Genomic DNA, 26,895 nt, shown 5'->3' with positions numbered 1-26,895 from the left:
CATCTTCTAATTTATCTTAAAACTATATAATCTCATCTTTCTGCTTTGGCAGCTCTATAACAAATCTGCATCCACCATATTCACGGTTTTCTGCTTTGATTGTTCCTCCGGCACTATCTACAATCCGTTTTACAAGTGCAAGACCTAGGCCATTTCCTTCTGCTTTATGAGATCCATCTACCTGATAGAACTTGTCAAATATTCTGGATTTTACATCATCCTCTATTCCTGGTCCTTCATCTTCCAGAATGAACTTAACAGAATCCTGTTCTTGTTTCAGAAACATCGTAATTGTCCCCTTTGAAGGGCTGAACTTAATCGCATTATCCAAAAGATTTATCCAGATATGCATAAAAAGTCCTTCATTCCCAGTATATTTAACTTCCTCCAATTCTACCTGAAAACCAATTTCTTTTTCTGTCCATTTTGTTTCCAATGAAAGAAATGCCTGGCGGATCTGTTCATCCAGACGATATTCTGTTTTTTTCATTGGTATATTCTGATTCTCTAACTTGGATAACAGCAAAATATTACCAACCAATCCGGAAAGTCTTTGGGTGTTAAATAAGATTTTTTCTACATATTCCTCTTGATCCGGAGACAGTTCTTCTCCCTGAAGCAGCATTGTATATCCTTCAATGGCATTAATCGGGGTCTTAAACTCATGAGAAACATCAGATACAAAATCCATCTGCAGCACCTCTGTTGCACGAAGTTCTTTTGTCATAACGTTAAAACTTTGATAAGATTCTCCAACTTCTGCTATACGGCTGTTCGTTTCCAAATGCTGTTCAAAATCTCCCTGAGAAACTTCCTTCATTGCTTTACTAAGTCTGGTAATTGGTTCCAGTAACTTTGCATTGATAAAGGAAGTGATCAGCCCGGCAATCAATGTATTGAAAATCAAAAGCCAGCCAAGCACAGGTATGCTGCCCGGCAGATTAAAAAAATGATTCAAAAAAGCAAATAATAAAGCAGATATGACTGTTGAAAATACAAGTGCCAGCCAGATTGCACCAGTCAGACAGGATCGGATCCGCAATCCTTTTTCTTTCTTTTGTTCCATTATTTTTTCACCACCTTGTATCCAATTCCACGCATTGTTACGATTTCAAAATCAGGGTTATCTTTAAAACGCTCTCTAATTCTTCCTATATGTACCTCTATCGTATGTGGGTCTGCCTCCGTCTCGTATCCCCATACTTCATCCATCAACTGTTGTTTTGTAAATGTTCTGCCTGGCGAAGCTGCAAGCTTATATAAAAGCAGGAATTCTTTTTTAGGCAAAACAAGACTTTCCTTATCAGTTGTAACCGTCATTGCATCATAATCAAACTCTGTTGAACCGATCACAATTTTGTGTTCATTCAGTATCTGTGCACGGCGAAGCAGTGCTCCGACTCTTAAAACCATTTCATTCACATTTACCGGTTTTACCATATAATCGTCACTTCCCGAAAGAAATCCCTGGCGCATATCATCAAAGGAACCTTTCGCAGTGATCATAAGCACTGGTATCTGATATCCTGCTGAGCGAAGTTCTGACACCAGTTCATAGCCATCCATAACCGGCATCATAATATCAGAAATGATCAGATCAATATATTCCTTATCCAATACTTCTAATGCCTGTGCTCCATCCGATGCACTTTTGACCTGATATCCATTCTTCTCAAGCACTTTTTGGAATAGCTGGCTTAATTCTTTATCATCTTCTACAATCAATATTTGAAACACGTTTTCCTTCCTCCTTATTAAAACAGATACCTTGCCCATCCAAGCAGATGCTGTACCAAAAATATTTTTCTCTGACGTTTCTTTGTTAATTCGATTGGCTCTACATGATATGGATCACGATAGGTTCCATCTTCCAATACCTGGCGGGACACTCTTTCATATTCCATCATGCCCTCTTCCAACTGTTTATTAATATCTTTACTGCGAATTACAAGCATCAGTTCCGTATCCAGATATGCACTTCTCATGTCCATATTAAAGGAACCGATTACAGACAGATCATCGTCAATCAAAATACTTTTTCCGTGGTATGAATAACCGCCTTCATATTCCCAGATATTAATTCCTGTACTTAAGATTCTATTTCTGTTTTTCGCATAATCGGCAGCCCCAAATGGATTTCCATTATTCGCAACTGAATTTGTCATGATAGAAAAATCTGAAACGTTCTCTGCAATCTCCTCCCATGTATTATACATCATATCATTACAGATAATATATGGCGTGTGGATCTTCACACGATTTTTTGCATTTTTCATCAATTCTCCCAACTGATACCACACTACTGGTTCTTTGGAACCTGTGTGAATAGGATTTGACACTAATGCAATCTTTTCTGTCTCAAAAGTTTCGTCCGTATAATCGGTATCGCAGATTCTTTCCTTATTCTCTTCAAAATATTTCTGATAGCCGTTCTGCAGCTCTAAAACTGCGTTCTTTACAGATTTTCTATTTGCCAGTTTTTTATTGTTATGAAAATAACCACTGTCTTCCTGATCCCATATAGTTTCAAAATAATCTAACAACTGGTTAACTGAATTTTCTTTCTCAGGTTCATTGCAAACAACCAACACGTCTCTGTCATAGTTCTTATGTCCCGGAAAATCCCCCAGGAAATAATTATATGTATTTCTTCCGCCAAGAATATATGTCTTACCATCTGCAATCAAATATTTATCATGCATTCTACCCATCATTTTCCATGGTTTCAACGGGTTGGCTTTATTATACAGTTTAATTTCAACATTCTCATGGGAAGATAATCCATAGAAATACGGATTCCCTTCCATATCAATCCAGCTCTCCATTCCATCTACTAACAGACGAATATGCACACCTCTGTCTGCCGCATCATGCAGTGCTCCTAAGATTAATTTTCCACTTTCATCGGATTTAAATGCAAAAGTAGAAAGAATAATTTCCTCTTTTGCATTCTGGATCAAACGCACTCTTTGTAAAAGCGCTTCTGGATTCTTTTCTATGATTACTGCCCGTTCTGTATTTTCACTGCATTCGTTCCATGACCCATTTTTTGTTTCTTTTTTGGTTGTATTGGACACTTCCGGCTGCTTTTTATATGCAACGCAGATTCCGAGCAATTCATAAAAAGCCACACATAAAAAAATTGCCAGTATAACAAGAAGGATTTTACATATTTTATACTTTTTCATTGTACATCACCTAATTCCTTTTTATTTTATACTTATACAATACAAAGTCAATCTCAATTTAACCTCAACAAGGTTTGTTTTTTCATCAATGCAAAATCTTCTTTGTACAACAGACTGTTAGATATAGCAAAAACGGCCTTTCAAAAACAGTTAACTTCTAAATCAACTGTTTTTTGAAAGGTCGTTTCATCAGATTCTTATAGCAATCCAGCAAATAATCTCATAAATAATTGTCCCAGTCGCAAATATGCACTTCGTCCGGTTTGATATTGGTCTGTCACATCACGACATTCTCCCATCGTTCTTATCAGATCATTTTTTATTTCCACAACTGCCTGACAATCTGCCATAAAACAGCCGTTTTCAAAATGGTGATATAAACTTCGATAATCCAGATTAATTGTTCCACAAGTTGCCATACAGTCATCTGCCACACTCATTTTTGCATGACAGAAACCAGGAGTCCACTCATAAACACGAACACCATGTTTAACCAATCCATGATAAAAAGAACGAGTTATATTATAAATGAATTTTTTATCAGGGATACCAGGTGTGATAATTCTTACGTCTACCCCTCGCTTAGCAGCCAGACATAACGCATGCGTCATTTCATCTGTTATGATTAGATATGGAGTCATAAACCAACAATATTTTTCAGCTTTATTTATCATACTGATATAAACTTCTTCTCCTACTTGCTCATTATCCATAGGGCTGTCTGCATAAGGTTGAACAAACCCAGTTTGCTGTGCCGCATAATCATAGTGGAAAAGGTATTTACTAAAATCAGAATCATTAGCATCCTTATCACTTACTGCATTCCACATTTCCAAAAATGTCACCGTAAGCGACTGAACAGCATCTCCTTCTAAACGAATACCTGTATCTTTCCACTGTCCATACGGGTGTGTGTAATTAAAATATTCGTTTGCTAGATTATATCCACCTGTAAATCCGACTTTTCCATCAATAACTGTTATTTTTCTATGATCACGATTGTTCAAAAACAGATTTAAACCTGGCACAAACGGATTGAATACACGGCAATGAATTCCTATTGCCTCCATCTTTTTCACAAAATCTGTGTTAATAAAGCCTATAGAACCCATATCATCGTAGAATACTCTAACTTTCACACCTGCTTTTACTCGCTCTTCCAGAACATCTTGAATCTTATGCCATGCTTCAGCGTCTTCTATCGCATGATATTCCATAAAGATAAACTTCTGTGCTTTCTCCAAATCCTTAAGCTGTGCCTCTAATCCTTTCACTGCTTCATCAAAATATACAATATCCGTATTCTGATAGATTGGATACTGCGAATTTCTTTGTATGTAACTTGCTATATTTCCTGCTTTCGGAATTGTTTCTTTTATTCTGCTCAAACACTCCTGACTGTCCGGAAGCATTGGTAACAATTTGCTATCAATTTCTGCATATCGCGCACGCATTTTATGTGTGCCACCATTCAAACCAATCAACAAATACAGGCCTACACCCATAATTGGGAAAATTAGAATTAAGATGACCCAAGGCATTTTCATAGAGGATGTCTTATTTGATGCGTACAATCCCAAAACCAAGATCCCACTCAAAATCCTTGTAAATAAATTTATGATTTCTGCATATTCATTCAAGCGTGTTACGATAGTAATAATAAAAATCACTTCCAGAAGAATGCAGATTATGGAAAAACACAGCCGTTTTACCCCATTTTTTGTTTTTGCTTTGCCCTCTAAAGTATCTTGTTTCATATATATTCCACCTTCCTACTTGCTCAGTTTTCTCCCTAAATTTCGTGTAACATACCAATTTTGTCTTTTATTCTCTGCATTTCATTATCTGCTTCAATGATAGCTCTTGCAGAATGAAGTAATTCTTCACTTATCTCATCATAGCCAGGCATTTCTTCAATTCCTTTTTTATAGCGAAGTTGATGTTCCAATGTTGCCCAGAAATCCATACCATTGGTTCGAATCTGTAATTCTACACGCATAGGTGTTTTACCCTTAGCAAAAAATACTGGTATTTCAACAATCATATGATAGCTTCGATAACCATTCGATTTTGGATTTTTTATATAATCTTTTATTTCAATAACTTTAATATCATCCTGTTATCCTCCTAAATAGATTGAAATATGTCAATGAGTTTTTTTCTTGAACAATAGTAGAGCACAATTCTTTTATTTTGTTCCAACTTCATACATGATCATAACATGTAAACTTTAAACTATTTTCCCAGATTATTTCTCCATCAGTTTTTCAAACCAGGTATCCATAGCTAGGATGAATTGACTTACGTCTGGCAATTCTTGCAGCATTTCGTTTAGGGTTTTGTGCTTCACATATTTCTGCGCATACACCCAACAGGCAACGCTACTGGCTTCTGATACAATGTCAGCTATGGTTTTGCGCATAAGCTCTTCAAATTAAGCAATTTCTTTTTTCGGAACAACATCATACAGTGTTGGTGCCTAATGACTTATTTTTACTCCATTTTCATTTGCATCTTTAAACAGATTCTTAACTTTTTCTCTTGAATCCTCCGGTACTTTAATGTACTCCCACATAAATGCTACCACATCGGCTGGCCTTATTTATATCATTTCACTCTTTTTTGAAATAGAACAACACCACAGCAACAACTCAAATCGACTTAAAATTCCAGACTATTCGCATTCAGCAAGAAATACTTCATTCCCATGATGACAAAACCTTCATCATTTCTCCAAGGCTTTTTGCTGCCATTTACAATGACGATCTTCTTGAAAGAGTCCGGGATATTACGCAGAGAATTGAACTCCTGCGTCTGTTTTTCTTCCGAAGTCATGTCATATGCAACCTGGATATAGTATCTCTGGTTTCCTTGATTCACCACAAAGTCAACCTCCAACTGCTTGCGAACACGTTTGCCCTCTTTATCCTTATCGAAGATATCCACGACACCCACATCAACATTGTAGCCACGGATCAACAGCTCGTTATAAACAATGTTCTCCATGATATGAGTAGGCTCCTGCTGTCTGAAATTCAGACGTGCATTTCTCAGTCCCAGATCCGTAAAGTAGTATTTCAGATTTGCACCGATATACTTTCTGCCCTTAATATCGTATCGGCTTGCCTTGGAAATCAAAAAGGCATCTGTCAAATAGTCGATATGCTTGGAGATGGTTTTATTAGCATAAGTCATCTGGCGCTCACTGGCAAAGGTATTGGCAATCTTTGAAGGGTTGGTCGGTGCGCCGATTGCAGATGCAAGCACATCAACCAGATTCCCAATCTCATCCACGTTCTGAATCTTATTTCTTTCAATAACATCCTTCAGATAGACATTTGCAAAGATGTTCTTCAGATAGTCCGCTTTCTGTCGTTCGCTCTGGAAACTTACGATCTGCGGCAATCCTCCGTAGATCATGTAGTCATCCCATGCATCATCATAATCGCCGTCATAGACAGAATAAAACTCTGCAAAGGAGAGAGGGTAGATTCTAATCTCATCACCTCTGCCACGGAATTCGGTCACAATGTCGCTGGACAGGAACTTGGAATTACTTCCGGTGACATACACATCAATATTGCTCATGCGGAGCAGGCTGTTCAGCACTTCCTCAAATTGTGACATAAACTGCACTTCATCAAGAAGCAGATAGTATTTGCCATCGTCTTTCATGGCATCTTTGATGTACTTGAAACACACCTTAGGATCTCTTAGTTCCTCATTTTCAATACCGTCCAATGCAATCTCAATAATATGATCAACATCAACGCCGTTCTCCAGTAAGTATCTCTTAAAGATGGTAAACAGCAAAAAGGATTTGCCACATCTACGAATGCCGGTAATCACCTTTATCATTCCATTATCTTTTCGCAGGGTCAGCTGCTGTAGGTAAGCGTCTCTTTTAATCTCCATCGTTACGCTCCCCCTTTCCGTGCATCTGCACACTTTTTAGTAATGAGATTCTATCACAGAACGACGTGAATTTCAATATGTATTCCCATTTTATGTGCATCTACACACTTTTATGTAATGTTGATAAATATATTTTCGGATTTTTTTGATTGCAGTGTCTATAATCGACTACTCCAATCGTTATTATAGGTAAACAACAAAAAGAAGATGGTTTGATTCAACCATTGAGCGAGTTCCTCTCGTCAGAAATGGTGAGTCTGTCAGAAAAACATACTGTGCCTTCTGGCGAAAGGATAATTCAGGATACTACATTGAAGATTTTGCTGAAATGTTAAAAACAATATTTTAATGTAATTCCTTTTCATCCATAAAACGGACAGCCTTGTTTTTGATGGCCGTCCGTCTTTTCTTAATAATATCCCCGTTCTTCCATCCAGTCTTTCACATAGCATCGAATTCCAATATAAATCACATGCACCAGTACAGGAACTGTTAGGACACTATGATGTCAGTACCACAATGAATATTTACGCTCACCCAACAAGAAAAGCAAAACGGGATTCCGCATAAGGGCAAAAATAAGGGAAAATACATATCATTTCACTATCTAAGAGGCTGTAAGCCTTGAAAAATAAGGAAAGTTCAGGAAATCTCTCCACAACTTCCGATTTGTTAAATTCTTTCTATATTCCATCTTCTTGCTCTTCGGACAAGAAGCATTCCTCGCTCAAAGAGCTCGGTCAATTCTTATTTATAAATATCCTCTGTTTTTTGCTTCTTCAATTAATTGAGGTTGAATTAAAGGATAAGTCCAATTTTCAACTAAGTTATCCGTAATTAAAATTTTCTCTATTTCACTATGTATTTCTTGAAAAGAAAATACCTCTGCAAAGAAAAGCATGCCAAATGTTTCATCGTTTATATTTTCCATCACATTTGTTTGTCCTTTAACCGAATACGCACAGATTGGTTTGATGGTAAAATCTGTCGCACCCGTTTCCTCCATCAATTCCCGCTTAGCAGTAGCTAAAATATCTTCGCCACTTTCCCTATGCCCGCCTGGTACTTCATAAGTATCTCTTTCTTTATGTTTGCAAAATATCCATTTACCATTTGTTTTAGAGATGATAACTGCAAATTTTAGAAATTTATCATCTATACTATCATAAAATTTTACTTCTACCATTTATAAACTCCTCTAACTTCAATTCTCCTACCGTAGTAATTTGCTATTATCTACAAATTCTTCATCATATAGCGTTCCCGATACTCCACATAGCCATGTTTGGGATAAAATATTTTTGATTCCTCAAAGCCTTCTCCTCCCAAATGAATTCTTACCACTTTCTTTCCTTGATTTGCTATATAATTTTCTGCCATTTCTAACAAAGCACTTCCAATACCTTGTCTTTTCAAATTATATTTTACAAACAAACGATGCAGCCAAACCTCATCGGTGTCTCTTATAGAATTATATCCAATACTTCCACTAACTCTGTCTTGTTCATCAATAGCCAACCAAAACATATCTCCTACATCCAAGTAGTTCTTCTTAATATTCAATAAATCCTCATTTAATCCCGGAACTCGTCCTAAAGCATTTTTGGCTTCTAATATCATAAAAATCATATCATCACTATATTAATCTTCGTATTTAACTATTTTTATAAAATATTCCTTTAATTTTGTTATTGTCTATTATCGTAATTCCTCAATAAAAAGCTGCATTCTTCTTGTCACCAATTCATTAGATTTCATATTTTTCAAAGTATCTTTATCTACCCATTTATAATCCTGTGTTTCTCCCTGTTGAAGAGTAATGTTATACTTGTCCCAATCCGTAATCACAATATAATCAACATATATTGAATGATTATTATGTTGAACAACTCTTCCTAGCTCCACTAAATTTGTTTCACATATTCCTGTTTCTTCTCGCAATTCTCTTATTGCGCAATCAATCGGAAGTTCTCCTTGCAGTGCTGAACCTCCTGCTGTAGCTTCCCAATATTCACCATAGTGCTTATTTTTGTCTCTTTGCATTAACAAATATGTACCATCTGTATGTTTAACAATAACCTCACACACTAAATGGTACATTCCATCTGGTATAGCTTCACCTCTTACTAATGTTTTATATTTAATTTTATTTAAATTTGTGTCATATGCATCCCAAAGTTCCATAATCTCCTCTTTCATATAATCTTTTAGTCTATGGGGTACCGTAGCCAACTATATTCTCAACATAACTTGGTATCAGAATATATTTCTATATATAATTTTCTTTTGTTTATTTACATTTTTTTAATGAATTTGTATATCTTTAATTCCTTTTTAACATTCCTATAAAATGCTATTTTTTGATGTTATACCAGGTCAAGAAAATCTTATGTTTTATTGTAAATTCTTCAGGATATTTTTCTTCAAGCATTTTTCGATGTTCCCTATCAAACAACGCAATCTGTTCCTCATTCATCGATGCCATAACACCACGACTAGCCATCATACGTCCATGCCATGTTTCTCTGGTAAACGGTAACTCTACAATCATAGTTTCCATTTGTGGTTCATCAAAATAATGCGTTGTTAAATCCTTTACTGAAGCTGATGCACCATTCCATGAGCCATTAATCTTTTTTACCAAACTATTAGAATCTTGTGTGATCGTTTCTTCTTTCATATAACCCATATACACCTTCAAAAATATGCCATCAGGTTTTAACATTGACCGAATCTTTGGAACAATTACTTTTGGATCAAAATACCAAAAACACTGAAAAGCAGTAATAACATCAAAACTATTATCCGGATAATTAATATCCTCTGCAGATGATACAATGTATCTGATATTATCCATTCCTTTAGATAACTCTTTTGCTTCCGCAATTTGGTTTTCTGAGATATCTGTTGCAATAATATCAGCTCCATACTTTGCCATACCACGTGGAACTACACCTGTACCTGTTCCTAAATCAAGCCACTGGCTTCCCTCTGTTCCAATACCAATTTTATGTAATCTATCAAATAGCTCCTCTGGATAAATGTCTCTATGTTTTGCATAGAATTTAGAAGTTTTTCCAAAATCAAACTTCTGTCCTTCATCAATTATATTTTTCAGCATAATACATCCTCCTCATAATTTTCCCTTACATTATATTGCGTATATTAACTAAACCAAATCTTATCTTTTCTACAAACTCGATATTTACTCTTGCACATTACGAGTTACATAATGTTTCATTTAACACTTGAGTCATTGACATTTTATCACGCCATATTCACGTTATTATATCCCATTCAAAATCATTTTCTATATTCTACCATATCTATAGCTTAATTGATATTTCATTATTGTAGCAATTATAATATTTCAACTGATTTTTTTATATTAAACCGCCCTGCATGCACATCTACAAAGAATAAGATATAGCCCCATAGAAAATTTTAACATAAACAAGGTAGGAATGCTGTCCTCCACTGTATGATTTTAAAAAAGCAATAGAATATACTAAGCTGGTAGGCGAGATATTAAGATATAGAGGTTTTAGGATTCTTCCTAACAAGAATGTATTTGTATATACAAATGCGTATCTTGCAAAAGACCTACTTCCATTTTCTTAATCTACTTTTGATAACCTGGATTTAATAATTTTTCTTATTTTTTCCTTTAACAGATACGAGATACGCTATGCATATCTCGTATCTGATTAGCAGTCGGCAAATGTTCATTCATGCAAGCCTGATGACCACTTGCCTCGTCGCTATAACAAAAAGGGAACCATACTTTAAAAGTATGATTCCCTGATTATTTTTATCAAACCGTAATCGTTACGTTGATGTCTTCCCATTTACCCGCTTTTTTCATGTTTTTATCGAACTTTTTGTACTCTTTCAAGTAGTCCTTAGAAACTGTGAAATTGCCGATGTTTAGGGGCTTTTGACACCATAAACGATTATTTCCCACTTTCTGCAATAGCTGCCTGAGCCGTTACATATCATAGGCTTACTACAGCCACTCCTCTTTCTGCTTTATCTTTTTATGCTACCTTTGAATAATCTAGCACTGCAATTTCCTGCATCCTCTCCAAACAACGTGCAGACCATCGAATAGCGTTTTTTCATATGTTTTTCCTTTCAATTTTTCCATATATCATATCCCTGTGTCATTGCAGACTCATATATGGGATGAAGTCTGCCATAAAGCACATTGAAAAATCTTTCTTTTTCAATTTTCTGTATGTATAATTCTTCCAAAGGCCAAATTGAATTAAGATTGTGTTGTTTACATTTTTCAAATTTTTCTCTTGCCTTTTCGTTTGTCTGAATTGTTTCATTTAAAATATACTGATTATCACAAAACTTCTTATAATAAGCGTCCCAGTCCGGCAATTTATTGTTCTTGGAAGAATTCAGATTTTCGTCCATTGGAATCAAATTCCACAATTCATCATTGGCAACATATGACCATGGTATAAAATGATCTATCGCATATTTGTTCTCTATATGTCGCTTTGAATATATATCTTTAAACCCAACACCATTAATATCTATTACGCAGTCCCAAAGCTTTCTAACATTTTCAAGTTTTCTTTCCTTGTCTTTTTCCGATTCAAGTTTATAAATAAGTCCCGGAACTCCCGGATTTCTATCCTGCAAATATTTAATTTTTTTCATCTTAATCCAGCCACGGATTGTAACCATATTATCGATGAGAAAATTGTTCCACAACTTATTTATAATAACCTTTTTAGTTAATCCTCTACCATTCTCTATCGTGTACAGTAAACATCTTTTCTTATTAATCATTTCAAAATAACTAATAAGTTTTCCAGTCTTGCTCCATAATGGATTATTCCCACCTAACTCTTTCACAAACGAAGAAAGCAATCTATACGGTACATTCTTCGCCAAGTCCTGCATCTCAGAATTAACACATTTACTGTTGCACTTTATTTTTTCAATGATAATATCCCTTGATTCATCATTTTTCACATCCACATTTTCGCTAATTTTATTTACTGCTCTTTCCAAAAGATTAGAACTTGTACCATCTACTGATTTTGGACCTAGTCTCAAGTGATATTCCTTTACCGCATACCATGCATCCGCTATCATGCCCGCAAAAACTTCCAAAAATGTAAACTCATTTTCTCCTCTTGCAACCAACTGCATTATGGAATCAAGCCAAAAGAATTTATAGCATTGTGTTGGATTTTCCAACATTCCTGCGAAACTTTTTATATTTAAATTACAATCATAGAAATATAATTCATCCATAGACATTCTCTAACTTTCTCTGTTAACATTATTGTGAAAATTCTCTAACGATATCCCTGCTCTTTCTTGATTTGCCTTTCAAGTTCTTTTGCAAGTTGTTCTTTCTCTATTTTTTCAATTGGTATTGTAATAATTACAGCGTAAATAATCCCTATTATCAACGGCCCAATCAAAAAGATATTACAGATAACAAAACTTAAAGTCTGTTCAACATGATTTATTGAAATAATTGTTGGCAAAATTACAAAACTTAACAATACAGAAGTAAATATATGTGTCCTCCTCCAAACTTCAGGATAATCCATTGTTTGCTGAATTCTAATTCCAAAAAATCCATTTTCACTGGTAAATGGCATAACTACTGCTGCTACAATCATTATAATCAAATACACAATGCAACCATAAGACGGCTTGTATAAAAATATGTTTTTTGTAACATTTCCATTTATCCAAAACGCACCCATACATCCTGCTAATATTACAAACGATAATATGTAAAATAATTTTGACTTTATTCGTTTGTATAATATATGCGATGCAATCATTATCGCCACTGGCACAAATATAAAAACATACATCAGAAATGGCAAATTAAATTTCATTTCTTTTGCAAATATCAAACTACTGATAACATGTGAAGTTGTAAATGAAACTAAATATTTTTCTTGTGTAGTCATTTTTCATACCTCCTTTTTATAACTTAATTGAACAACCCCATTAATAACATCTTCATCATAAATTTTTGGGCGTTCTTTTATTACTACTAAAATTGCTGCTTCAACAATGTTTTCTCTTGCATATAATCTACGTCCATCCGCTCTATGTTTAAACATATTCTTCAATTTTGACTCAAGCGATTTATTAAATACCATTGTTTGAATTTTTTCAAACTCAGAAGGTGAAATACTCATAGACATTGTTACATCTATAAATTCTTCATCAATTTCAACATAATTTAATAACTTAAATATGTCATATAAATGTCTGGAGTTTCTTTGTGCTTTTCCATGCAAATAATAATCGCATACGGCAAATATTTTATCCGCAAGTGTTCTATTTATACATTGAACACTCATTTCAAACGGTATTAAATTATATTTCTTTATTAACTCAGGTTCTTCATTTTTTAGCGTATCATATATGTAATTACTTATTTGTCTTCTTTCCGTTGGAAAAGAATAAGACATCAACGCTGTTTCTAACTTAACGAAAGGAGACAGTCCGGAAAAGTTACTATTATCACTAACAGAATTATAATAAAAATCATAATGATTATAGTTTTTATCACTTTCAATATCTTTCCAATTTTTTATTTCTATTTCTAAATCTTCAGCTATAGGTTTCAGTATGTTATACTTCAATTTTTTTCTTCTACTCTCCCCCAAATGTTCTTTAAACGTAATATCTATATCCTCAGAAAATCGATCAATAACACCATATGCTTTAGATAAAGAAGTTCCTCCTTTGAATATTATCTCTATCTCTTTTTGAGATAATAAATATAAAATCATTGTTACATAATAATCTTTTTCTACTATATCTGTTGTAACATTCTTACGCTCTGAAACAATTGATATAATGTCTCTAAATAGTTCTTTATTTTCTTTGTGCAAATACATTGTCCAACCCCAATTCGTAATAATTTTTAAAAACATTAATAGGAAACTCTCTTATATATCTGTTCACACTTTCTTTTCGTATATCATGAATATCAATATATTCCTCAATCTTTACTCTTGCTTCATCATATGATCCGTCCATATAAACTTCTATATTTTTTAACAATTCAAGTAATTGCAAAACATATACATTCTCCCTATTTATAACTATAGATGACTTCCTTATCAAAAACTTTCTACCACCAATTTCAATCTCCCTTGGAGATGAATTCGAATTATTACTGACAATTTCTATTTTTCTAGGTACCTGCATTGATATACCTAACTGATTTGCAAAAGAATTTCCACTATAATACCCAAATATTTCTTCACCCTTTGTAACAAAGCGATATCGAGCCACCATATCTGCACTAGGTCCAACTGTTGCTTTAAGCATCGTCTTCTTTGGAATATAATAAATTCCTTTATCGTACTTTTTTATCAGTCCTTTATTACATAATGACTTCATTTGCTGATTTACAGCAGAACGGGAGACTCCTTCTATAAAAATATCTGAAAAAAATATAGGTTCTCCTTCTTTATAATTACTTATTATATAATCATATAGCATAATTTTCGTTTCCTTAATATTTTAGATTATCTCTTTCTATTTTGTTAAGTATAATAATATAATTTATTTTTTCCTATGTCAATCATATTTAATATTCTTTTTCATTAATATTTCCTGTTTTTTATACTTTTTAATAGTCTGTTAATAATAAAAAACAGAACTAACCTTCCGATTAATCCTGTTTTATTAACACATTCATCTAAGTCCTACATTTTAAAACTGCACACTTCTTTTTATTTTATTGCAATTGTCTTTACAAAATTCATACAGTTTTAACGAATCTCTCATGGCTCGCTCATCTTTTTCTCCTATGAAATACGCTACAAACAGTAACTCTATGCATTCCATAACTAACGGTATACTTTCCCTCTCAATGGTTGAAATTGGAATTACAGATGCATATCCTTTTACCAAGTTTTTTAAATATTGAAACCACTGCTTTTCATCGACTTTGTTTTCTTCATCTTCTAATAATAAACCAAGCATAAAATAACATAAATCAAATATTCTGATGTTCTTTTGACTCAAATCAAAATCTACGTATCCTGAAAATTCATTGTTATAAAACAAAAAATTTCCTAAATGTACATCTCTATGTATAAGCCCATAGGATAAATCTTTATCTACCAATCTAAGTTCTTTTATAATATCTTCAAACTCGTTTTTATCGATAATTTTTTTGTCATACTCATATATGTTTTTTCTAATCCAGCTTTCCATTTCTCCTAACAAACTATTATTCCAACATTTGATTTTTCCTTCACATTCATCAAATGCCAGATGCAATCTTGCAATAATCTCGCCCATTTTGAAAAACCATTGTTCATTGCATTTATTAACATTAACTATATTGCATCCTTTTAGTTTAGTTGTAAGAAGCCAATAATTTTCTTTATCTTTTAAATATTTTTCATTATTTGGAGTGGCTATTATTTTAGGCACTGGAATTTGCTCACTATACAAAATGCTCAAAACTTCTACATTTCTCTTTAATTCCTCAAAATTCACATATTTTTTTAAAACAAATTCATCACCAATGTTCCAAGCTGTGCTGTAAATTTGTTTTATATCACATTCAATACCATATTTCGTCATTACCTGTTGTACGTTCACTTGTTTCTGCTCCATTTTCTTTTTTTCATTTAATACTATTCTTCTAACACTTTTTTCTGATAAGCAATACATTTTTGCAATTTCAGAATACTTCATACCTATAAGGTAATGCTCATATATTTTTGAGTTTCTTATGTCTATTTCCTGTCTGTATTCTGTTATAACTTTATCGTTATTTTCTTTCTTCTTCGGTATGTAAATATATTGTCCATCTACATATTTCATAATTTCTCTTAGTATCTCATCCGGGAAAATATCTTTCGCATTTTTATATTTCATATTCGCACCTCACAATGCTATGATAACATATTATTGTTTGTTTTTTTGCTCATCTCTTTTCATAGTAAATTTTAAGAATGTACGATAGTGCAAATTATAAAATAAGAATGTAGTTTTTCCGACATTTTTATACGTCATCATTCCTACATTCTTATTTTATGATTTACATCTGCACATCATTTTTCTCGTTTATAAATATTTAAGAAAATTATGTTGTTATATTATTTATATTTTTCTCTTAACTCTTTTATTTTTATTTTATATTTCTTTTGAAGTTTTGCCATTTGAACCGTGCATTCTCCATCTAATTGTCCATCTCTTCTTGGATATTCAGTTTCAAGAATCTTTTTTGCTTCTTTCCACATTTCAAACTTTAATTTTTTAAACTCTTCTTCTAATTTTATATTTTTTTCGTTCATATCTTTCATTATTCTTTTTCTAAAATATTTTAACTTTACTATTTTTTCCTATAAATTCTCAACTAATTAATTATCATATCCGGGCTTGTTCCTATGAGATGTATTATGTATAACATATGTTCTTCGAATTCCTTTCCCAAAATAGAATCTACCATTTCCTTGTCAGCCATTTCTTCATCAGTAATCAATTCTCTCCATTTTCTTCCCCATGCCAAAAATGCTTCTGGAGTTTTACATTCTAAAAATTCATCTCTATATTTTTCTAATTTTTCTTCAATTGTCATTTGTTTTGTTGATTCCCCTTCATTTTTATTTGCAGGCTACAACTAGCTATATTATACCATCTGAATTTTCAATTTTTTTCACAAACTGATCCCTTACATACCATTATACTATTCATCTTCCTAAAATTCCAAACAAAAACTCCACTGAGATTTGCCTTATATGCAATGTTCCTAGCGGAGTTTTATCTTTTTATTTAAAGTAATAAGCTACTACAATAGAACCTTCCTATTAAGGTCCTTCCTGAACGTCAATGGCATATGAACCACCTACAAACTCGCCGCCCTTAATTGTTACATTTGAAGTAATGCTGTTTCTATAATAGATTGATTGTAAGTGCTGCAAAAGATGCTGCTGATGTACTTGTTATTTTTGCGTTATCAACAATTCCGTTAGAAGCACTTAACTGCATTGTTCCTGAAACAACATTCTTCATATTAACTTTTTGTGCATATAAACGCACAACTGTTGATGTATCTTCTATTTCCACATTTTCCATTGTTATAGAAGAATCTGCCAATCCTCTACCATCAATGTAAAGTTTGTCTGTTTTTGTGTCTTTAATAATAGCTGATTTTAAACGTTTTCCTATTCTATGTATGTAATATACTTCTGAATTGTAAACTTCAATTTCACTCTGGTTAGTCTTATTTTCATAAAAATCTACATTGTTACTCTTAATGCCGTCTAATACTAATTTATTATTAAAATCAAAATAAGGTGTTTCACCTGTGCTATTTAAAGCACCTGTTTTTTCTTTACTACTATCGATAATCTTAAGGTCACCATTTACAGTAACGTCATAACCATTTAAATCTAATATATGGCCGTTTAAATCAATTGTCCCACCTGCAATAGTTGTCTTTCTTGCTGGTTTGTTATTACTACCTAAAGTTATCTTTTCTTACTTTTGTTAGTTTAGTATAACTATCTTCTTGTTTAATAGTATCTGTATCGATACTTCCATCTTTTCTATCAATGTCTGCCTCATAAGCAATACCTTGCTCATATAATTGCAAAACTATATTTCTATCATTTTCAATATTTTATCCTGCACTTTATTTAAACTTTTTACATCTACTAATTTCACACTTATTTTCATTTACCCCTTCCCACCACATATGTATAAAATTTTCCAAATTTAGTTTTTACAACCTTAACCTCATCTTTAACCATCGGCGCTGGATATTTCTTTGTCGGTATAATCCATATATCTTTCATACTTTTTCTTTCCTTTGGAAAATATACATTATATACAGCAGCAGAATACTTTCCTGTCTTTTTATAAGTTTTCTTTGATATTCGTCCATATTTTATCCCTATTGGAGGGAATAAAAAATACAAGACATATCCACCCCAGATGCAGGAAATGTATAATATTGAAAATATTACAATTAGAATATATGATTTTTCTTTATACAACCCATATGTATATAAAAGAAATACTAATATGGAAATTAAAAATATAATTAATCTAATTTTTAATGACTCTTTTCCTAGTTCTCTGTATTCTTTTTTGTCTTCTTCTGTTAATTCATCAAATACTAAATTTTTATTTTTATTCATTATTTCTGATAAGTACCTGCTGTAATAATAATTTTAAATCACTTTTTGATAAAAACGGATACACGCCATCTAAATCAAGCACTTTTCTTTTCCTCCTCTCGTATCGAAAGTCGATAGTTTATATTTTGTTTAAATAGTTAATCCTAAAATTGCATTACCATATAAAAATTGTTTTAACTCTCTGTTTTCTCCGGTATTGTAATACTCAAATAATAGTGAATTAAACTGTTCCATATATTTATCAGTAATAGTCATAATCCCTGCACCTGAAGAAACCAAAATCTTATTTGCAAGCAATAAACTGGTACGTTTATTTCCATCCCAGAAGAACTGTCCTCTTGCTCCCCATGTAAATGCTTCTAATGCTTTATCTGTAGCAGAAGCATTTGCATCATTCAAAATATTTTTCAATTCTTCTATTGTTTTCTCTTTCTCTGGAACCGGAGGCTCATAATCCGTTCCTGAAATACCAACTGTTCCTGTCCGTAGTTTTCCCCATTCCAAAGCTTCATTTCTCGCAATATATCCATTCAACTTACACCAATAATCAAATGTAACTTCTTCATTTACCGTATTTAAAAGAAATTTCCATGCATCACGCATGTTCAAAATTGCCTGAATATCGTCAAGTTGTACATTTGGAACATTCACACCATTTAAAATTGTCTGTGTTTGCGGAAAAGTTACTGCTCTGTTTTCCATTTTCATTCCACAATATATGTTTTCATCCATTCTTTTCTTTGCAAAAATTAGACTCTGTTCAGGAGATAGATGAAATTTATCTTTAAATTTTGACATTGTAATACGCACCTTTTCCTCTTTTCCATACACATTATAACACAGATTTATATAGTACTGTCAGCAATTGCTATCCGAATTGCTGGATATCATACTTATTTTATCCCCAATGCTTCCTTTAAAAATCCTACTATTCTCTTTTCATACTCGCCATATATTATATTTTCCTTACTTTCAGAATCACTGCCATCAACAAAATATCTTCCTGTCTCTTTACTAATTGACAAAGAATCAAGTGGCCAGCCCTCAAATCTTTTAGTTGATGCTTTATCTATCATATAAAAAGCCCCTACATTTTTTGCTGACTCTCTATCCATAAATGATGAAATCCTACCATTGTTATAAACAGCTATACCGTCCAGGTAATAGGCAGATACCTTTCCTCCAAGCTCTCCTATAAGATTTGAATAATACTCAATCATTTCTTCATCTGATAATCTGTTCATTCCCATTGGAGTCCTAACATTTAATCCCGGTTGTCTCTCATCTTCTAAACTTAGTTCCTCAAAATACAATCCCGAATCATTACAAATCACCAAGTCAAAATATTTGCCATAATATCCTGCTTTGCATATTGCATTTTCTTCCGGCGTTTTTCCTGTCTCATCCGGTTCATCTTCTATCTCTAAATCTTTTAATGTTATAAATTCTATATCACAATTTTCTAACAGTTTAGAAAACCTCTTTACCTTTGACGGATTAGTTGTTCCCAGTAATACTTTCATCGTTCTCTCCTTTCAATTCTTTTCATACTTTATTTCAAAATAGTCTAAATATGCCTTATATCTATCTTGCGCTGTTAGACATGTATCCATTAAATAACCTTTTTCATCCTTCCCTAAAGCAGAATGTAGCACAGCTTAATTTTATGTTAAAAAACTCCTGCACACCATTTCTGGTATACAGGAGTTCATTATTTTAAGTAATTATATTCTTTTCACTTGTCAGTGTATTACTTGTTAGCGATAGCTGCCTGAGCTGCTGCTAATCTTGCGATAGGTACACGGAATGGTGAACATGATACATAATCAAGACCAATCTTATGGCAGAATTCTACTGAAGATGGATCTCCACCGTGTTCTCCACAGATACCTACGTGAAGGTTAGGGTTAACTGGCTTACCAAGTTTGATAGCCATTTCCATTAACTTACCAACACCAACCTGATCTAACTTAGCAAATGGATCGTTTTCGAAGATCTTAGCATCATAGTAAGCATCTAAGAACTTACCAGCATCATCTCTTGAGAATCCGTATGTCATCTGTGTTAAATCGTTTGTACCGAAGCAGAAGAAGTCTGCCTGCTTAGCGATTTCATCAGCTGTAAGAGCTGCTCTTGGGATTTCGATCATTGTACCTACCTGATATTCAAGTTCAACACCTGCTGCTGCGATTTCAGCATCAGCTGTAGCTACTACGATATCCTTAACATATTTTAATTCTTTAGCATCACATGATAATGGAATCATGATTTCCGGCTTAACTGTCCAATCACTATGTTTCTTCTGAACATTAATTGCTGCACGGATAACAGCCTTAGTCTGCATCTTAGCAATTTCAGGATATGTTACAGCAAGACGAAGTCCTCTGTGTCCCATCATAGGGTTGAATTCGTGAAGTGAAGAAATGATTGTCTTGATTTCTTCTACTGTCTTACCCTGTGCATCTGCAAGTTTCTTAATATCTTCTTCTTCAGTTGGAACGAACTCATGAAGAGGTGGATCTAAGAATCTGATTGTAACTGGGTTACCTTCAAGTGCTTCGTAAAGTGCTTCGAAGTCTCCCTGCTGATATGGAAGAATCTTTTCAAGAGCTGCTTCTCTTTCTTCTACTGTATCAGAACAGATCATTTCTCTGAATGCTGCAATTCTGTCTTCTTCGAAGAACATATGCTCTGTACGGCAAAGACCGATACCTTCTGCACCAAGTTCTCTAGCTTTCTTAGCATCAGCTGGTGTATCAGCATTTGTTCTAACCTTAAGTGTTCTATATTTATCAGCCCATCCCATGATACGTCCAAATGTACCAGCGATCTTAGCATCAACTGTAGGAATAATTCCATCATAGATGTTACCTGTTGAACCATCGATTGAGATGAAATCTCCTTCATGATATTCTTTTCCAGCTAAAGTGAATTTCTTGTTTTCTTCGTCCATAGCGATGTCGCCACAACCAGATACACAGCATGTACCCATACCACGAGCAACTACGGCAGCGTGTGATGTCATACCACCACGAACTGTTAAGATACCCTGTGATGCCTTCATACCTGTGATATCTTCTGGAGATGTTTCAAGACGTACAAGTACAACCTTTTCTCCTCTTGCATTCCATTCAACAGCATCATCAGCTGTGAATACAACCTTACCACAAGCAGCTCCCGGAGAAGCTCCAAGTCCCTTACCAGCTGGTGTAGCAGCCTTAAGAGCAGCAGCATCAAACTGTGGGTGAAGTAATGTATCTAAGTTTCTAGGATCGATCATAGCTACAGCTTCTTCTTCTGTTCTCATGCCTTCATCAACAAGGTCACAAGCAATCTGTAAAGCAGCTTGAGCTGTTCTCTTACCATTTCTTGTCTGTAACATGTAAAGTTTTCTGTTTTCAACAGTAAATTCCATATCCTGCATGTCTCTGTAATGGTTTTCAAGTGTTTCACAAACCTTTACAAATTCTTCAAATGCTTCTGGGAATTCCTGTTCCATCTGAGCGATTGGCATTGGTGTTCTAACACCGGCAACAACGTCTTCACCCTGAGCATTCTTTAAGAATTCACCCATAAGCTTCTTTTCACCTGTTGCTGGATCTCTTGTAAATGCAACACCTGTACCACAATCATCACCCATGTTACCAAATGCCATTGACTGTACGTTAACAGCTGTTCCCCATGAATAAGGGATATCGTTGTCACGACGGTAAACGTTAGCACGTGGGTTATCCCATGATCTAAATACGGCTTTGATAGCTCCCATTAACTGTTCCTTAGGATCATCTGGGAAGTCTTCTCCGATTTTTTCTTTATATTCAGCCTTGAACTGTGCTGCTAATTCCTTTAAGTCATCAGCTGTAAGTTCAACGTCCTGCTTAACACCTCTGTCAGCTTTCATCTTGTCGATAAGTTCTTCAAAATACTTCTTACCAACTTCCATAACTACGTCAGAATACATCTGGATGAATCTTCTGTAGCAGTCCCATGCCCAACGGGCATTTCCTGACTTTTCAGCAATTGCGTTAACTACTGTTTCGTTAAGACCAAGGTTAAGAATTGTATCCATCATACCTGGCATAGAAGCTCTAGCTCCTGAACGAACAGAAACAAGTAATGGATTTTCCTTATCACCGAATTTCTTTCCTGTGATTTCTTCCATCTTTACGATATACTCGTTAATCTGTCCCTGAATTTCTTCGTTAATTTCTCTACCGTCCTCATAGTACTGAGTACAAGCTTCTGTTGTAATAGTGAATCCCTGAGGTACTGGAAGTCCTAAACCTGTCATTTCTGCAAGGTTAGCACCTTTTCCACCAAGAAGTTCACGCATGTTTGCGTTACCTTCGCTAAAAAGGTATACCCATTTGTTTGCCATTAATTTTTCCTCCTAAAACTTTAGTATTTATTTTATGAGTTGTGGAGAATGGCTCTCTTTAACCAACTCATATTTTCTAATATCGGTATTTTTGCGCACAAAAATTGGGCAAAAATCCCTATAAAACATTATAACATAAGGCATTTGATAGTCAAGTTCATTTGCCATATGTTACCACAAAAAATCACTAAAACTCATCAAATCTTACTAAACTTCATACGACACACATTATTTTGTTGATCCATTAATATTCAAAATTGGTTTAATAAATTTTTCGGTTTCTGAATAGTCATTATTTCGCAATATATTGACAATACATTCTGCCAAAGCTATTCCTGATGCATATACAGGTTGTTCTACCGTTGTGATATGAGGTGTTACTAATTTTTCATATCCTAATCCATCAAATCCTGTAACGCCAAGTTCATTAGGAACATTTATTTCCATCTTAACGGCACATCTCATTACTCCAAGTGCTAAAGCATCACTGGCACAAACTATCGCATCAACATCTGCATTTTTCAAAATTCTTGAAGCTGCCAAATATCCATCGTCTTCATTATTACACACTCTCATTATTCCCGATTGTGGTATATCCATATGGTAATCTCTCATACAATCCATATATCCATTTAATCTGTCCTGCGTGTATTTTTCTTCACTTCTTATTCCAATATTTGCAATTTTCTTATAACCGCGTTTAAGAAGATGTTCTGTGGCAATATATCCACCTTTATAATTGTCTATGTCAATCCAATTATTCTTGTAACTGCTATTTCCAAATACAATTACAGGCTTATCCTTAAACCACTTCATCACTTCATCTTCTTCACGCTCAGTCATACCCATGGCTATTACGCCATCACATTTAACTTTTTTGTAATCATGTCTACATATCTGCATTGAATAACCTTCAAGTCCTAACTTTTCTCCGATTCCTGAAATTGCTCTTAGTGTAAAAGGATGCAGAGGGTCAATTCCATTTGCAATATATACACATATAATGTTTGTTTTGTTTGTCTGCAAAAGTCTGGCAACCTGATTAGGTTCATATCCCATTTCGTCTACTGCCTTTTTTACTTTCTCATAAGTTGATGGTTTTAATTTTTCCGGTTCGTTGAGAAAACGTGAAACGGTCATTGTCGATACACCTGTAGCTTTTGCAATGTCTTTAATTGTTATTGCCATTGTTCTCTCCTAATTGTTTTCTAATTAATTCGTTCATTTGATAATGTTATCGATAACACTATTTTATCACATTATCTAATTTATTGTAGATATAAATTTATTGAATCGACTTAATAGTTAACCCTGACAATAGCTTTTCTTTTACTTCATTAACTGTTATGGATTCATCATTATAAAAACAGGTAATCTCCAATACTAATTCCTGATATCTTGCCTGCCCCAAGCCTATCTTCATATTATTTTCCTGCGCAATGTTTCGCAAATTTGAAATCATATCAGACGTTTCCTGATCTGTAAGGTCTGATGTATCAATTACAGCTTCATATTTTACTGAATATCTAAATGTTTCCTGTTCGGTCGTTTCCTCTATAGTTGTCTGCTCAGTTGTCGTTGTTACATTTGTTTCCGTTGTCTTTTCTTCCTTTTGTTTCTTACCGCATCCGACAAATGCCAATGTAACACATAATGCACAAAGTATTACAGCTATTCTCTTTCTCATTAGTTGCACTCCTTTCTGTTTTCTTTCGTTCCATTATTTTGTTTTTATTTAACTATAATATTATCATTTTTCAAATTTATTTTCATTACAATTTATTCAAATTGTCAATGGTTCGAATGCAATTTGTCGTTTGCTCTTTTTATATACTCAATATTACATTTTTCACTTTTTTTCATATACTATATTAAGGGAATATGTACATATAAACTTTGATGTTTCTCTTACAGATTTGGAGGATTGTTAATGAACGTTTCTGATTTACAATATAAAGATATTTCCAGGGATTTAATAAATTCAATGCTTTTTGAAAATATAGAATATTCAGACACCAATTCGGATATGGGAATCGTTATGGGTAGCTATAGTGCTGTTAAATATCGTGTGCCAAGGGCTGTGGCTTTGTATAATAAAGGACTTGTTAAAAATTTTATTTTTTCCGGAGGCAAAATGCTTACTGACTCTGGAATTTATCAGGAGGCTGATCTCATGAAAATATATGCTGTAAAAGCAGGAATACCTTCTTTAAATATTTACACAGCATATAATTCCACTTCAACAATTGATAGTTTAGAAAATGCTTATAGAATTATTAAAAGTCAGGAAAATTATCCATCTCTCAAGATTGCTTTAATTACCACCACATTCCACATGAAAAGATGCCTTTTATTAGTTGACAAAATGTTTTCTAAAGATATAAATATCATTCCATGCCCAGTTAATGACTCTTTCACAACTAAAGAAAACTGGTATAAAACTCCTGCCGGATACGAAAGAGCAATCGGTGAAATTTTTGGAATAATAGATTATGCAAATAAGGGCTACATTAATAATTTTAACATAACATTGTAATTTATTATGATGCCAGGGTCAAAAGGTCTCTCACACACATGAGCTTGCTCATAAGTGGGTGAAAGACCTTGGGACCCGCCTCAATATGAGCATAAAAGCGGGATAATTCCCGCGATATGCGAATATTGGGTAGGATTGTGGTAGTGCGCAGCACGGAACAATCCGTAGGCATCATATTTTATCTTATTTTTTGTTTTTTGTTACTTTTTATTATGTTTTAGCTTATTACGCTTTTATACTTATTATGTTTTATTGTTTCTTCTACTTCATAGTCTGTTATTCGTAATATAAAACTAATGTTTTTGTTGACCATTTCCCATAGATTTTTTTCTTTTTATCTACTTTATAAGGTCTTACCATTACAGTACCTGCTGTCCATGTTCCATCTTCTTCTATTCCATTCGTGATGCCCATTTTATTTACATCATTTTTTGAAACTGCTTTAGTAAACATATTCTTTTTGGTCGTAAATGTTTTTTTGTATTTTGCACTTTTGAACTTAACTTCATATCCTGTAGCTCCATTTACTTTTGCAAATCTTATTGTGTATTTCTTTTTGCGTAACTTTGCAAATTCAATTGATGTACCAGCCTTTTTCAGACCTTTTGAATATGTAATACTTGAATTTCTAGAAAATACTTTCTCTCCCATTTTTGGTTTTGTATCAAAAGCAAATTTCTTTAATGTTGAGTTTGCAAACGCTTTGTCTCCAATATATGCTAATTTTTTATTTGAAACAAATGATGCAAGGTCATATGTTCTATAAAAAGCCTGTTCACCTATATTTTTAACATTTTCACCTAATTTTACACTTTTAACTAATTTTTTTCTAAAAGCCCCTGCATCAATTTCTTCTACTGTATCAGCAATAACAACTTTGTCATTTGTTCCTATGTAATAATTCAATTTTGTTTTGTCTGCTGACAATATACATCCTTTATCAAAAGTAGATTTTGTATTGTCCTGTGCAATTATCACTTTATATATTGGTGAATTTTTAAATATCATACCAAGTTTTGTTGCTGTCCCATGCAAAATTACACTGTTAATATCGTCCGTATTACTTTCAACGATTCCATTTTCAAAACCATCAATATCTCCCATAAATTCAATGTTTTTAATAGTTGCAAATGCATTTTGCTCGATAGTCTTTACATTTGCAGGTATTATTGCTGTTTCTTCGCCCCAAACAAATCCGAATGCTTTTCTTTTTATTGTTTGGACATCTTTTCCAATCTTTATAGATTCTACACTTAAGGTTGAAAACGCATTTTCGCCAACACATGTGATTCCATCTTCGATTGTTATGCTTTTTACAGAATCATAATTGCCAAGTATTTCCATATCATCCCACATTGCACCTGTTCCTGAAACTACAATTGTTTTCGCGTCTTTGTCATATGTATACGTTGCATTGTCACCACATTTTCCGGTTAACACATTTTTAGATGCCTCAACGTTCTTCGTTGTTTCCTGATTTTGTGTTGCCTGTTGATTTTGTGTTGTTTCTGCTGCATACACATTAACACTTTTGGTTGCAACAGGTCCCATAACTGCTGTTGCCATAGCTAAGGCTACTGCCCCTGATAATAATACTTTTGATTTCATAATAGATACCCTCCTTAAAAATCTTTGTTTTCTTTGTTGTCTTATACTTATTAAACGAAGAGGTCATATTTTTTATTGCATTTATTTTTTAATTATAAGTTAAGT

26 protein-coding genes and 1 pseudogene are annotated in these 26,895 nt (G+C 33.6%); 1 reads left to right on the top strand and 26 read right to left on the bottom strand.

What is annotated here, in order from left to right; genetic code table 11:
* Window positions 1–22: 22 nt before the first annotated feature.
* The 25 genes and pseudogenes from DWX29_RS03435 to DWX29_RS03310 form a co-directional block, all read right to left on the bottom strand.
* Complete coding sequence (locus DWX29_RS03435) at window positions 23–1,066, bottom strand: HAMP domain-containing sensor histidine kinase (RefSeq protein WP_117910575.1); 1,044 nt, start codon at window positions 1,064–1,066, stop codon at window positions 23–25.
* On the bottom strand, window positions 1,066–1,776 hold the full coding sequence (locus DWX29_RS03430) for a response regulator transcription factor (RefSeq protein WP_003693048.1): 711 nt from the start codon (window positions 1,774–1,776) through the stop codon (window positions 1,066–1,068). Before DWX29_RS03430 ends, DWX29_RS03435 begins: the two co-directional genes overlap by 1 nt.
* Window positions 1,755–3,188, bottom strand: a complete 1,434-nt coding sequence (locus DWX29_RS03425; RefSeq protein WP_117910574.1) for a phospholipase D family protein — start codon at window positions 3,186–3,188, stop codon at window positions 1,755–1,757. The genes DWX29_RS03430 and DWX29_RS03425 overlap by 22 nt, the downstream gene beginning before the upstream one ends.
* A 197-nt stretch (window positions 3,189–3,385) precedes the next feature.
* Window positions 3,386–4,945, bottom strand: coding sequence for a cardiolipin synthase (gene cls / locus DWX29_RS03420; RefSeq protein WP_117910573.1), 1,560 nt, complete (start codon window positions 4,943–4,945; stop codon window positions 3,386–3,388).
* Between the two features lie 35 nt (window positions 4,946–4,980).
* Window positions 4,981–5,307, bottom strand: a pseudogene (locus tag DWX29_RS03415) (GTP pyrophosphokinase family protein); the annotation flags it as partial.
* A gap of 542 nt (window positions 5,308–5,849) precedes the next feature.
* On the bottom strand, window positions 5,850–7,103 hold the full coding sequence (locus tag DWX29_RS03405; protein WP_117910572.1) for an ATP-binding protein: 1,254 nt from the start codon (window positions 7,101–7,103) through the stop codon (window positions 5,850–5,852).
* 409 nt (window positions 7,104–7,512) lie between these two features.
* Window positions 7,513–7,575 carry a hypothetical protein gene (locus DWX29_RS12900; RefSeq protein ID WP_243003079.1) on the bottom strand — a complete coding sequence of 21 codons (63 nt, stop codon included), beginning with the start codon at window positions 7,573–7,575 and terminating at the stop codon, window positions 7,513–7,515.
* A 279-nt stretch (window positions 7,576–7,854) separates the two neighbouring features.
* Window positions 7,855–8,289: an NUDIX domain-containing protein gene (locus DWX29_RS03400; RefSeq protein ID WP_117910571.1), complete on the bottom strand. Its 435-nt coding sequence runs from the start codon at window positions 8,287–8,289 to the stop codon at window positions 7,855–7,857.
* 50 nt (window positions 8,290–8,339) lie between these two features.
* Complete coding sequence (locus DWX29_RS03395) at window positions 8,340–8,723, bottom strand: GNAT family N-acetyltransferase (protein WP_117910596.1); 384 nt, start codon at window positions 8,721–8,723, stop codon at window positions 8,340–8,342.
* A 78-nt stretch (window positions 8,724–8,801) separates the two neighbouring features.
* The gene (locus DWX29_RS03390; protein WP_243053223.1) at window positions 8,802–9,287 is read right to left on the bottom strand and encodes an NUDIX domain-containing protein; all 486 of its coding nucleotides are present in this window, start codon (window positions 9,285–9,287) and stop codon (window positions 8,802–8,804) included.
* Window positions 9,288–9,456: 169 nt separating this feature from the next.
* Window positions 9,457–10,224, bottom strand: coding sequence for a class I SAM-dependent methyltransferase (locus tag DWX29_RS03385; RefSeq protein WP_117910570.1), 768 nt, complete (start codon window positions 10,222–10,224; stop codon window positions 9,457–9,459).
* A 1,013-nt stretch (window positions 10,225–11,237) separates the two neighbouring features.
* Window positions 11,238–12,380, bottom strand: coding sequence for an HNH endonuclease domain-containing protein (locus tag DWX29_RS03380; protein WP_158562707.1), 1,143 nt, complete (start codon window positions 12,378–12,380; stop codon window positions 11,238–11,240).
* 44 nt (window positions 12,381–12,424) lie between these two features.
* Entirely contained in the window at window positions 12,425–13,057 is a 633-nt protein-coding gene (locus DWX29_RS03375) for an SdpI family protein (RefSeq protein WP_118565177.1), read from the bottom strand.
* A gap of 3 nt (window positions 13,058–13,060) precedes the next feature.
* Window positions 13,061–14,035, bottom strand: coding sequence for a nucleotidyl transferase AbiEii/AbiGii toxin family protein (locus tag DWX29_RS03370; protein ID WP_243053222.1), 975 nt, complete (start codon window positions 14,033–14,035; stop codon window positions 13,061–13,063).
* On the bottom strand, window positions 13,977–14,609 hold the full coding sequence (locus DWX29_RS03365; protein WP_117910566.1) for a DUF6088 family protein: 633 nt from the start codon (window positions 14,607–14,609) through the stop codon (window positions 13,977–13,979). The genes DWX29_RS03370 and DWX29_RS03365 overlap by 59 nt, the downstream gene beginning before the upstream one ends.
* A gap of 213 nt (window positions 14,610–14,822) precedes the next feature.
* A complete protein-coding gene (locus DWX29_RS12620; protein ID WP_158574487.1) occupies window positions 14,823–16,001 on the bottom strand; it encodes a CD3324 family protein in 1,179 nt (392 codons plus the stop codon).
* Between the two features lie 221 nt (window positions 16,002–16,222).
* Entirely contained in the window at window positions 16,223–16,429 is a 207-nt protein-coding gene (locus DWX29_RS03355) for a hypothetical protein (RefSeq protein ID WP_118565175.1), read from the bottom strand.
* Between the two features lie 53 nt (window positions 16,430–16,482).
* On the bottom strand, window positions 16,483–16,704 hold the full coding sequence (locus DWX29_RS03350) for a hypothetical protein (RefSeq protein WP_117910564.1): 222 nt from the start codon (window positions 16,702–16,704) through the stop codon (window positions 16,483–16,485).
* A gap of 314 nt (window positions 16,705–17,018) precedes the next feature.
* Window positions 17,019–17,222: a hypothetical protein gene (locus tag DWX29_RS03345; RefSeq protein WP_158574486.1), complete on the bottom strand. Its 204-nt coding sequence runs from the start codon at window positions 17,220–17,222 to the stop codon at window positions 17,019–17,021.
* 578 nt (window positions 17,223–17,800) lie between these two features.
* Window positions 17,801–18,268, bottom strand: a complete 468-nt coding sequence (locus DWX29_RS03340) for a hypothetical protein (protein WP_117910562.1) — start codon at window positions 18,266–18,268, stop codon at window positions 17,801–17,803.
* A 129-nt stretch (window positions 18,269–18,397) separates the two neighbouring features.
* Window positions 18,398–19,066, bottom strand: coding sequence for a Fic family protein (locus DWX29_RS03335; RefSeq protein ID WP_118565272.1), 669 nt, complete (start codon window positions 19,064–19,066; stop codon window positions 18,398–18,400).
* Between the two features lie 95 nt (window positions 19,067–19,161).
* Window positions 19,162–19,791 carry a non-canonical purine NTP pyrophosphatase gene (locus DWX29_RS03330; protein WP_118565174.1) on the bottom strand — a complete coding sequence of 210 codons (630 nt, stop codon included), beginning with the start codon at window positions 19,789–19,791 and terminating at the stop codon, window positions 19,162–19,164.
* A gap of 227 nt (window positions 19,792–20,018) precedes the next feature.
* Window positions 20,019–22,646 carry a pyruvate, phosphate dikinase gene (ppdK, locus tag DWX29_RS03320; protein ID WP_118565173.1) on the bottom strand — a complete coding sequence of 876 codons (2,628 nt, stop codon included), beginning with the start codon at window positions 22,644–22,646 and terminating at the stop codon, window positions 20,019–20,021.
* A 228-nt stretch (window positions 22,647–22,874) separates the two neighbouring features.
* Window positions 22,875–23,834: a LacI family DNA-binding transcriptional regulator gene (locus tag DWX29_RS03315; RefSeq protein ID WP_118565172.1), complete on the bottom strand. Its 960-nt coding sequence runs from the start codon at window positions 23,832–23,834 to the stop codon at window positions 22,875–22,877.
* Window positions 23,835–23,931: 97 nt separating this feature from the next.
* Window positions 23,932–24,333, bottom strand: coding sequence for a hypothetical protein (locus tag DWX29_RS03310; protein WP_118565171.1), 402 nt, complete (start codon window positions 24,331–24,333; stop codon window positions 23,932–23,934).
* Between the two features lie 243 nt (window positions 24,334–24,576).
* On the opposite strand from DWX29_RS03310, the gene DWX29_RS03305 reads away from it, so the two are divergent.
* Window positions 24,577–25,182: a YdcF family protein gene (locus DWX29_RS03305; protein ID WP_118565170.1), complete on the top strand. Its 606-nt coding sequence runs from the start codon at window positions 24,577–24,579 to the stop codon at window positions 25,180–25,182.
* A 276-nt stretch (window positions 25,183–25,458) separates the two neighbouring features.
* Here the strand turns inward: DWX29_RS03305 and DWX29_RS03300 are convergent, their stop codons facing one another.
* Window positions 25,459–26,790 carry a leucine-rich repeat domain-containing protein gene (locus DWX29_RS03300; RefSeq protein WP_118565169.1) on the bottom strand — a complete coding sequence of 444 codons (1,332 nt, stop codon included), beginning with the start codon at window positions 26,788–26,790 and terminating at the stop codon, window positions 25,459–25,461.
* Window positions 26,791–26,895: the final 105 nt, after the last annotated feature.

It is taken from the genome of Eubacterium sp. AF19-12LB (assembly GCF_003479125.1).
GTDB lineage: Bacteria > Bacillota > Clostridia > Lachnospirales > Lachnospiraceae > Eubacterium_U > Eubacterium_U album.
The sequence above is the reverse complement of the archived record's forward strand: the minus strand, read 5'-3'. Positions and strand labels throughout refer to the sequence as shown.

What these genes read in the sequence shown, in the direction of transcription:
- DWX29_RS03435 (WP_117910575.1), bottom strand. Translation starts at nt 1,066, where the DNA reads ATGGAACAAAAGAAAGAAAAAGGATTGCGGATCCGATCCTGTCTGACT.
- DWX29_RS03430 (WP_003693048.1), bottom strand. Translation starts at nt 1,776, where the DNA reads ATGGGCAAGGTATCTGTTTTAATAAGGAGGAAGGAAAACGTGTTTCAA.
- DWX29_RS03425 (WP_117910574.1), bottom strand. Translation starts at nt 3,188, where the DNA reads ATGAAAAAGTATAAAATATGTAAAATCCTTCTTGTTATACTGGCAATT.
- cls (WP_117910573.1), bottom strand. Translation starts at nt 4,945, where the DNA reads ATGAAACAAGATACTTTAGAGGGCAAAGCAAAAACAAAAAATGGGGTA.
- DWX29_RS03405 (WP_117910572.1), bottom strand. Translation starts at nt 7,103, where the DNA reads ATGGAGATTAAAAGAGACGCTTACCTACAGCAGCTGACCCTGCGAAAA.
- DWX29_RS03400 (WP_117910571.1), bottom strand. Translation starts at nt 8,289, where the DNA reads ATGGTAGAAGTAAAATTTTATGATAGTATAGATGATAAATTTCTAAAA.
- DWX29_RS03395 (WP_117910596.1), bottom strand. Translation starts at nt 8,723, where the DNA reads ATGATATTAGAAGCCAAAAATGCTTTAGGACGAGTTCCGGGATTAAAT.
- DWX29_RS03390 (WP_243053223.1), bottom strand. Translation starts at nt 9,287, where the DNA reads ATGGAACTTTGGGATGCATATGACACAAATTTAAATAAAATTAAATAT.
- DWX29_RS03385 (WP_117910570.1), bottom strand. Translation starts at nt 10,224, where the DNA reads ATGCTGAAAAATATAATTGATGAAGGACAGAAGTTTGATTTTGGAAAA.
- DWX29_RS03380 (WP_158562707.1), bottom strand. Translation starts at nt 12,380, where the DNA reads ATGGATGAATTATATTTCTATGATTGTAATTTAAATATAAAAAGTTTC.
- DWX29_RS03375 (WP_118565177.1), bottom strand. Translation starts at nt 13,057, where the DNA reads ATGACTACACAAGAAAAATATTTAGTTTCATTTACAACTTCACATGTT.
- DWX29_RS03370 (WP_243053222.1), bottom strand. Translation starts at nt 14,035, where the DNA reads ATGTTTTTAAAAATTATTACGAATTGGGGTTGGACAATGTATTTGCAC.
- DWX29_RS03365 (WP_117910566.1), bottom strand. Translation starts at nt 14,609, where the DNA reads ATGCTATATGATTATATAATAAGTAATTATAAAGAAGGAGAACCTATA.
- DWX29_RS12620 (WP_158574487.1), bottom strand. Translation starts at nt 16,001, where the DNA reads ATGAAATATAAAAATGCGAAAGATATTTTCCCGGATGAGATACTAAGA.
- DWX29_RS03355 (WP_118565175.1), bottom strand. Translation starts at nt 16,429, where the DNA reads ATGAAAGATATGAACGAAAAAAATATAAAATTAGAAGAAGAGTTTAAA.
- DWX29_RS03350 (WP_117910564.1), bottom strand. Translation starts at nt 16,704, where the DNA reads ATGACAATTGAAGAAAAATTAGAAAAATATAGAGATGAATTTTTAGAA.
- DWX29_RS03340 (WP_117910562.1), bottom strand. Translation starts at nt 18,268, where the DNA reads ATGAATAAAAATAAAAATTTAGTATTTGATGAATTAACAGAAGAAGAC.
- DWX29_RS03335 (WP_118565272.1), bottom strand. Translation starts at nt 19,066, where the DNA reads ATGTCAAAATTTAAAGATAAATTTCATCTATCTCCTGAACAGAGTCTA.
- DWX29_RS03330 (WP_118565174.1), bottom strand. Translation starts at nt 19,791, where the DNA reads ATGAAAGTATTACTGGGAACAACTAATCCGTCAAAGGTAAAGAGGTTT.
- ppdK (WP_118565173.1), bottom strand. Translation starts at nt 22,646, where the DNA reads ATGGCAAACAAATGGGTATACCTTTTTAGCGAAGGTAACGCAAACATG.
- DWX29_RS03315 (WP_118565172.1), bottom strand. Translation starts at nt 23,834, where the DNA reads ATGGCAATAACAATTAAAGACATTGCAAAAGCTACAGGTGTATCGACA.
- DWX29_RS03310 (WP_118565171.1), bottom strand. Translation starts at nt 24,333, where the DNA reads ATGAGAAAGAGAATAGCTGTAATACTTTGTGCATTATGTGTTACATTG.
- DWX29_RS03305 (WP_118565170.1), top strand. Translation starts at nt 24,577, where the DNA reads ATGAACGTTTCTGATTTACAATATAAAGATATTTCCAGGGATTTAATA.
- DWX29_RS03300 (WP_118565169.1), bottom strand. Translation starts at nt 26,790, where the DNA reads ATGAAATCAAAAGTATTATTATCAGGGGCAGTAGCCTTAGCTATGGCA.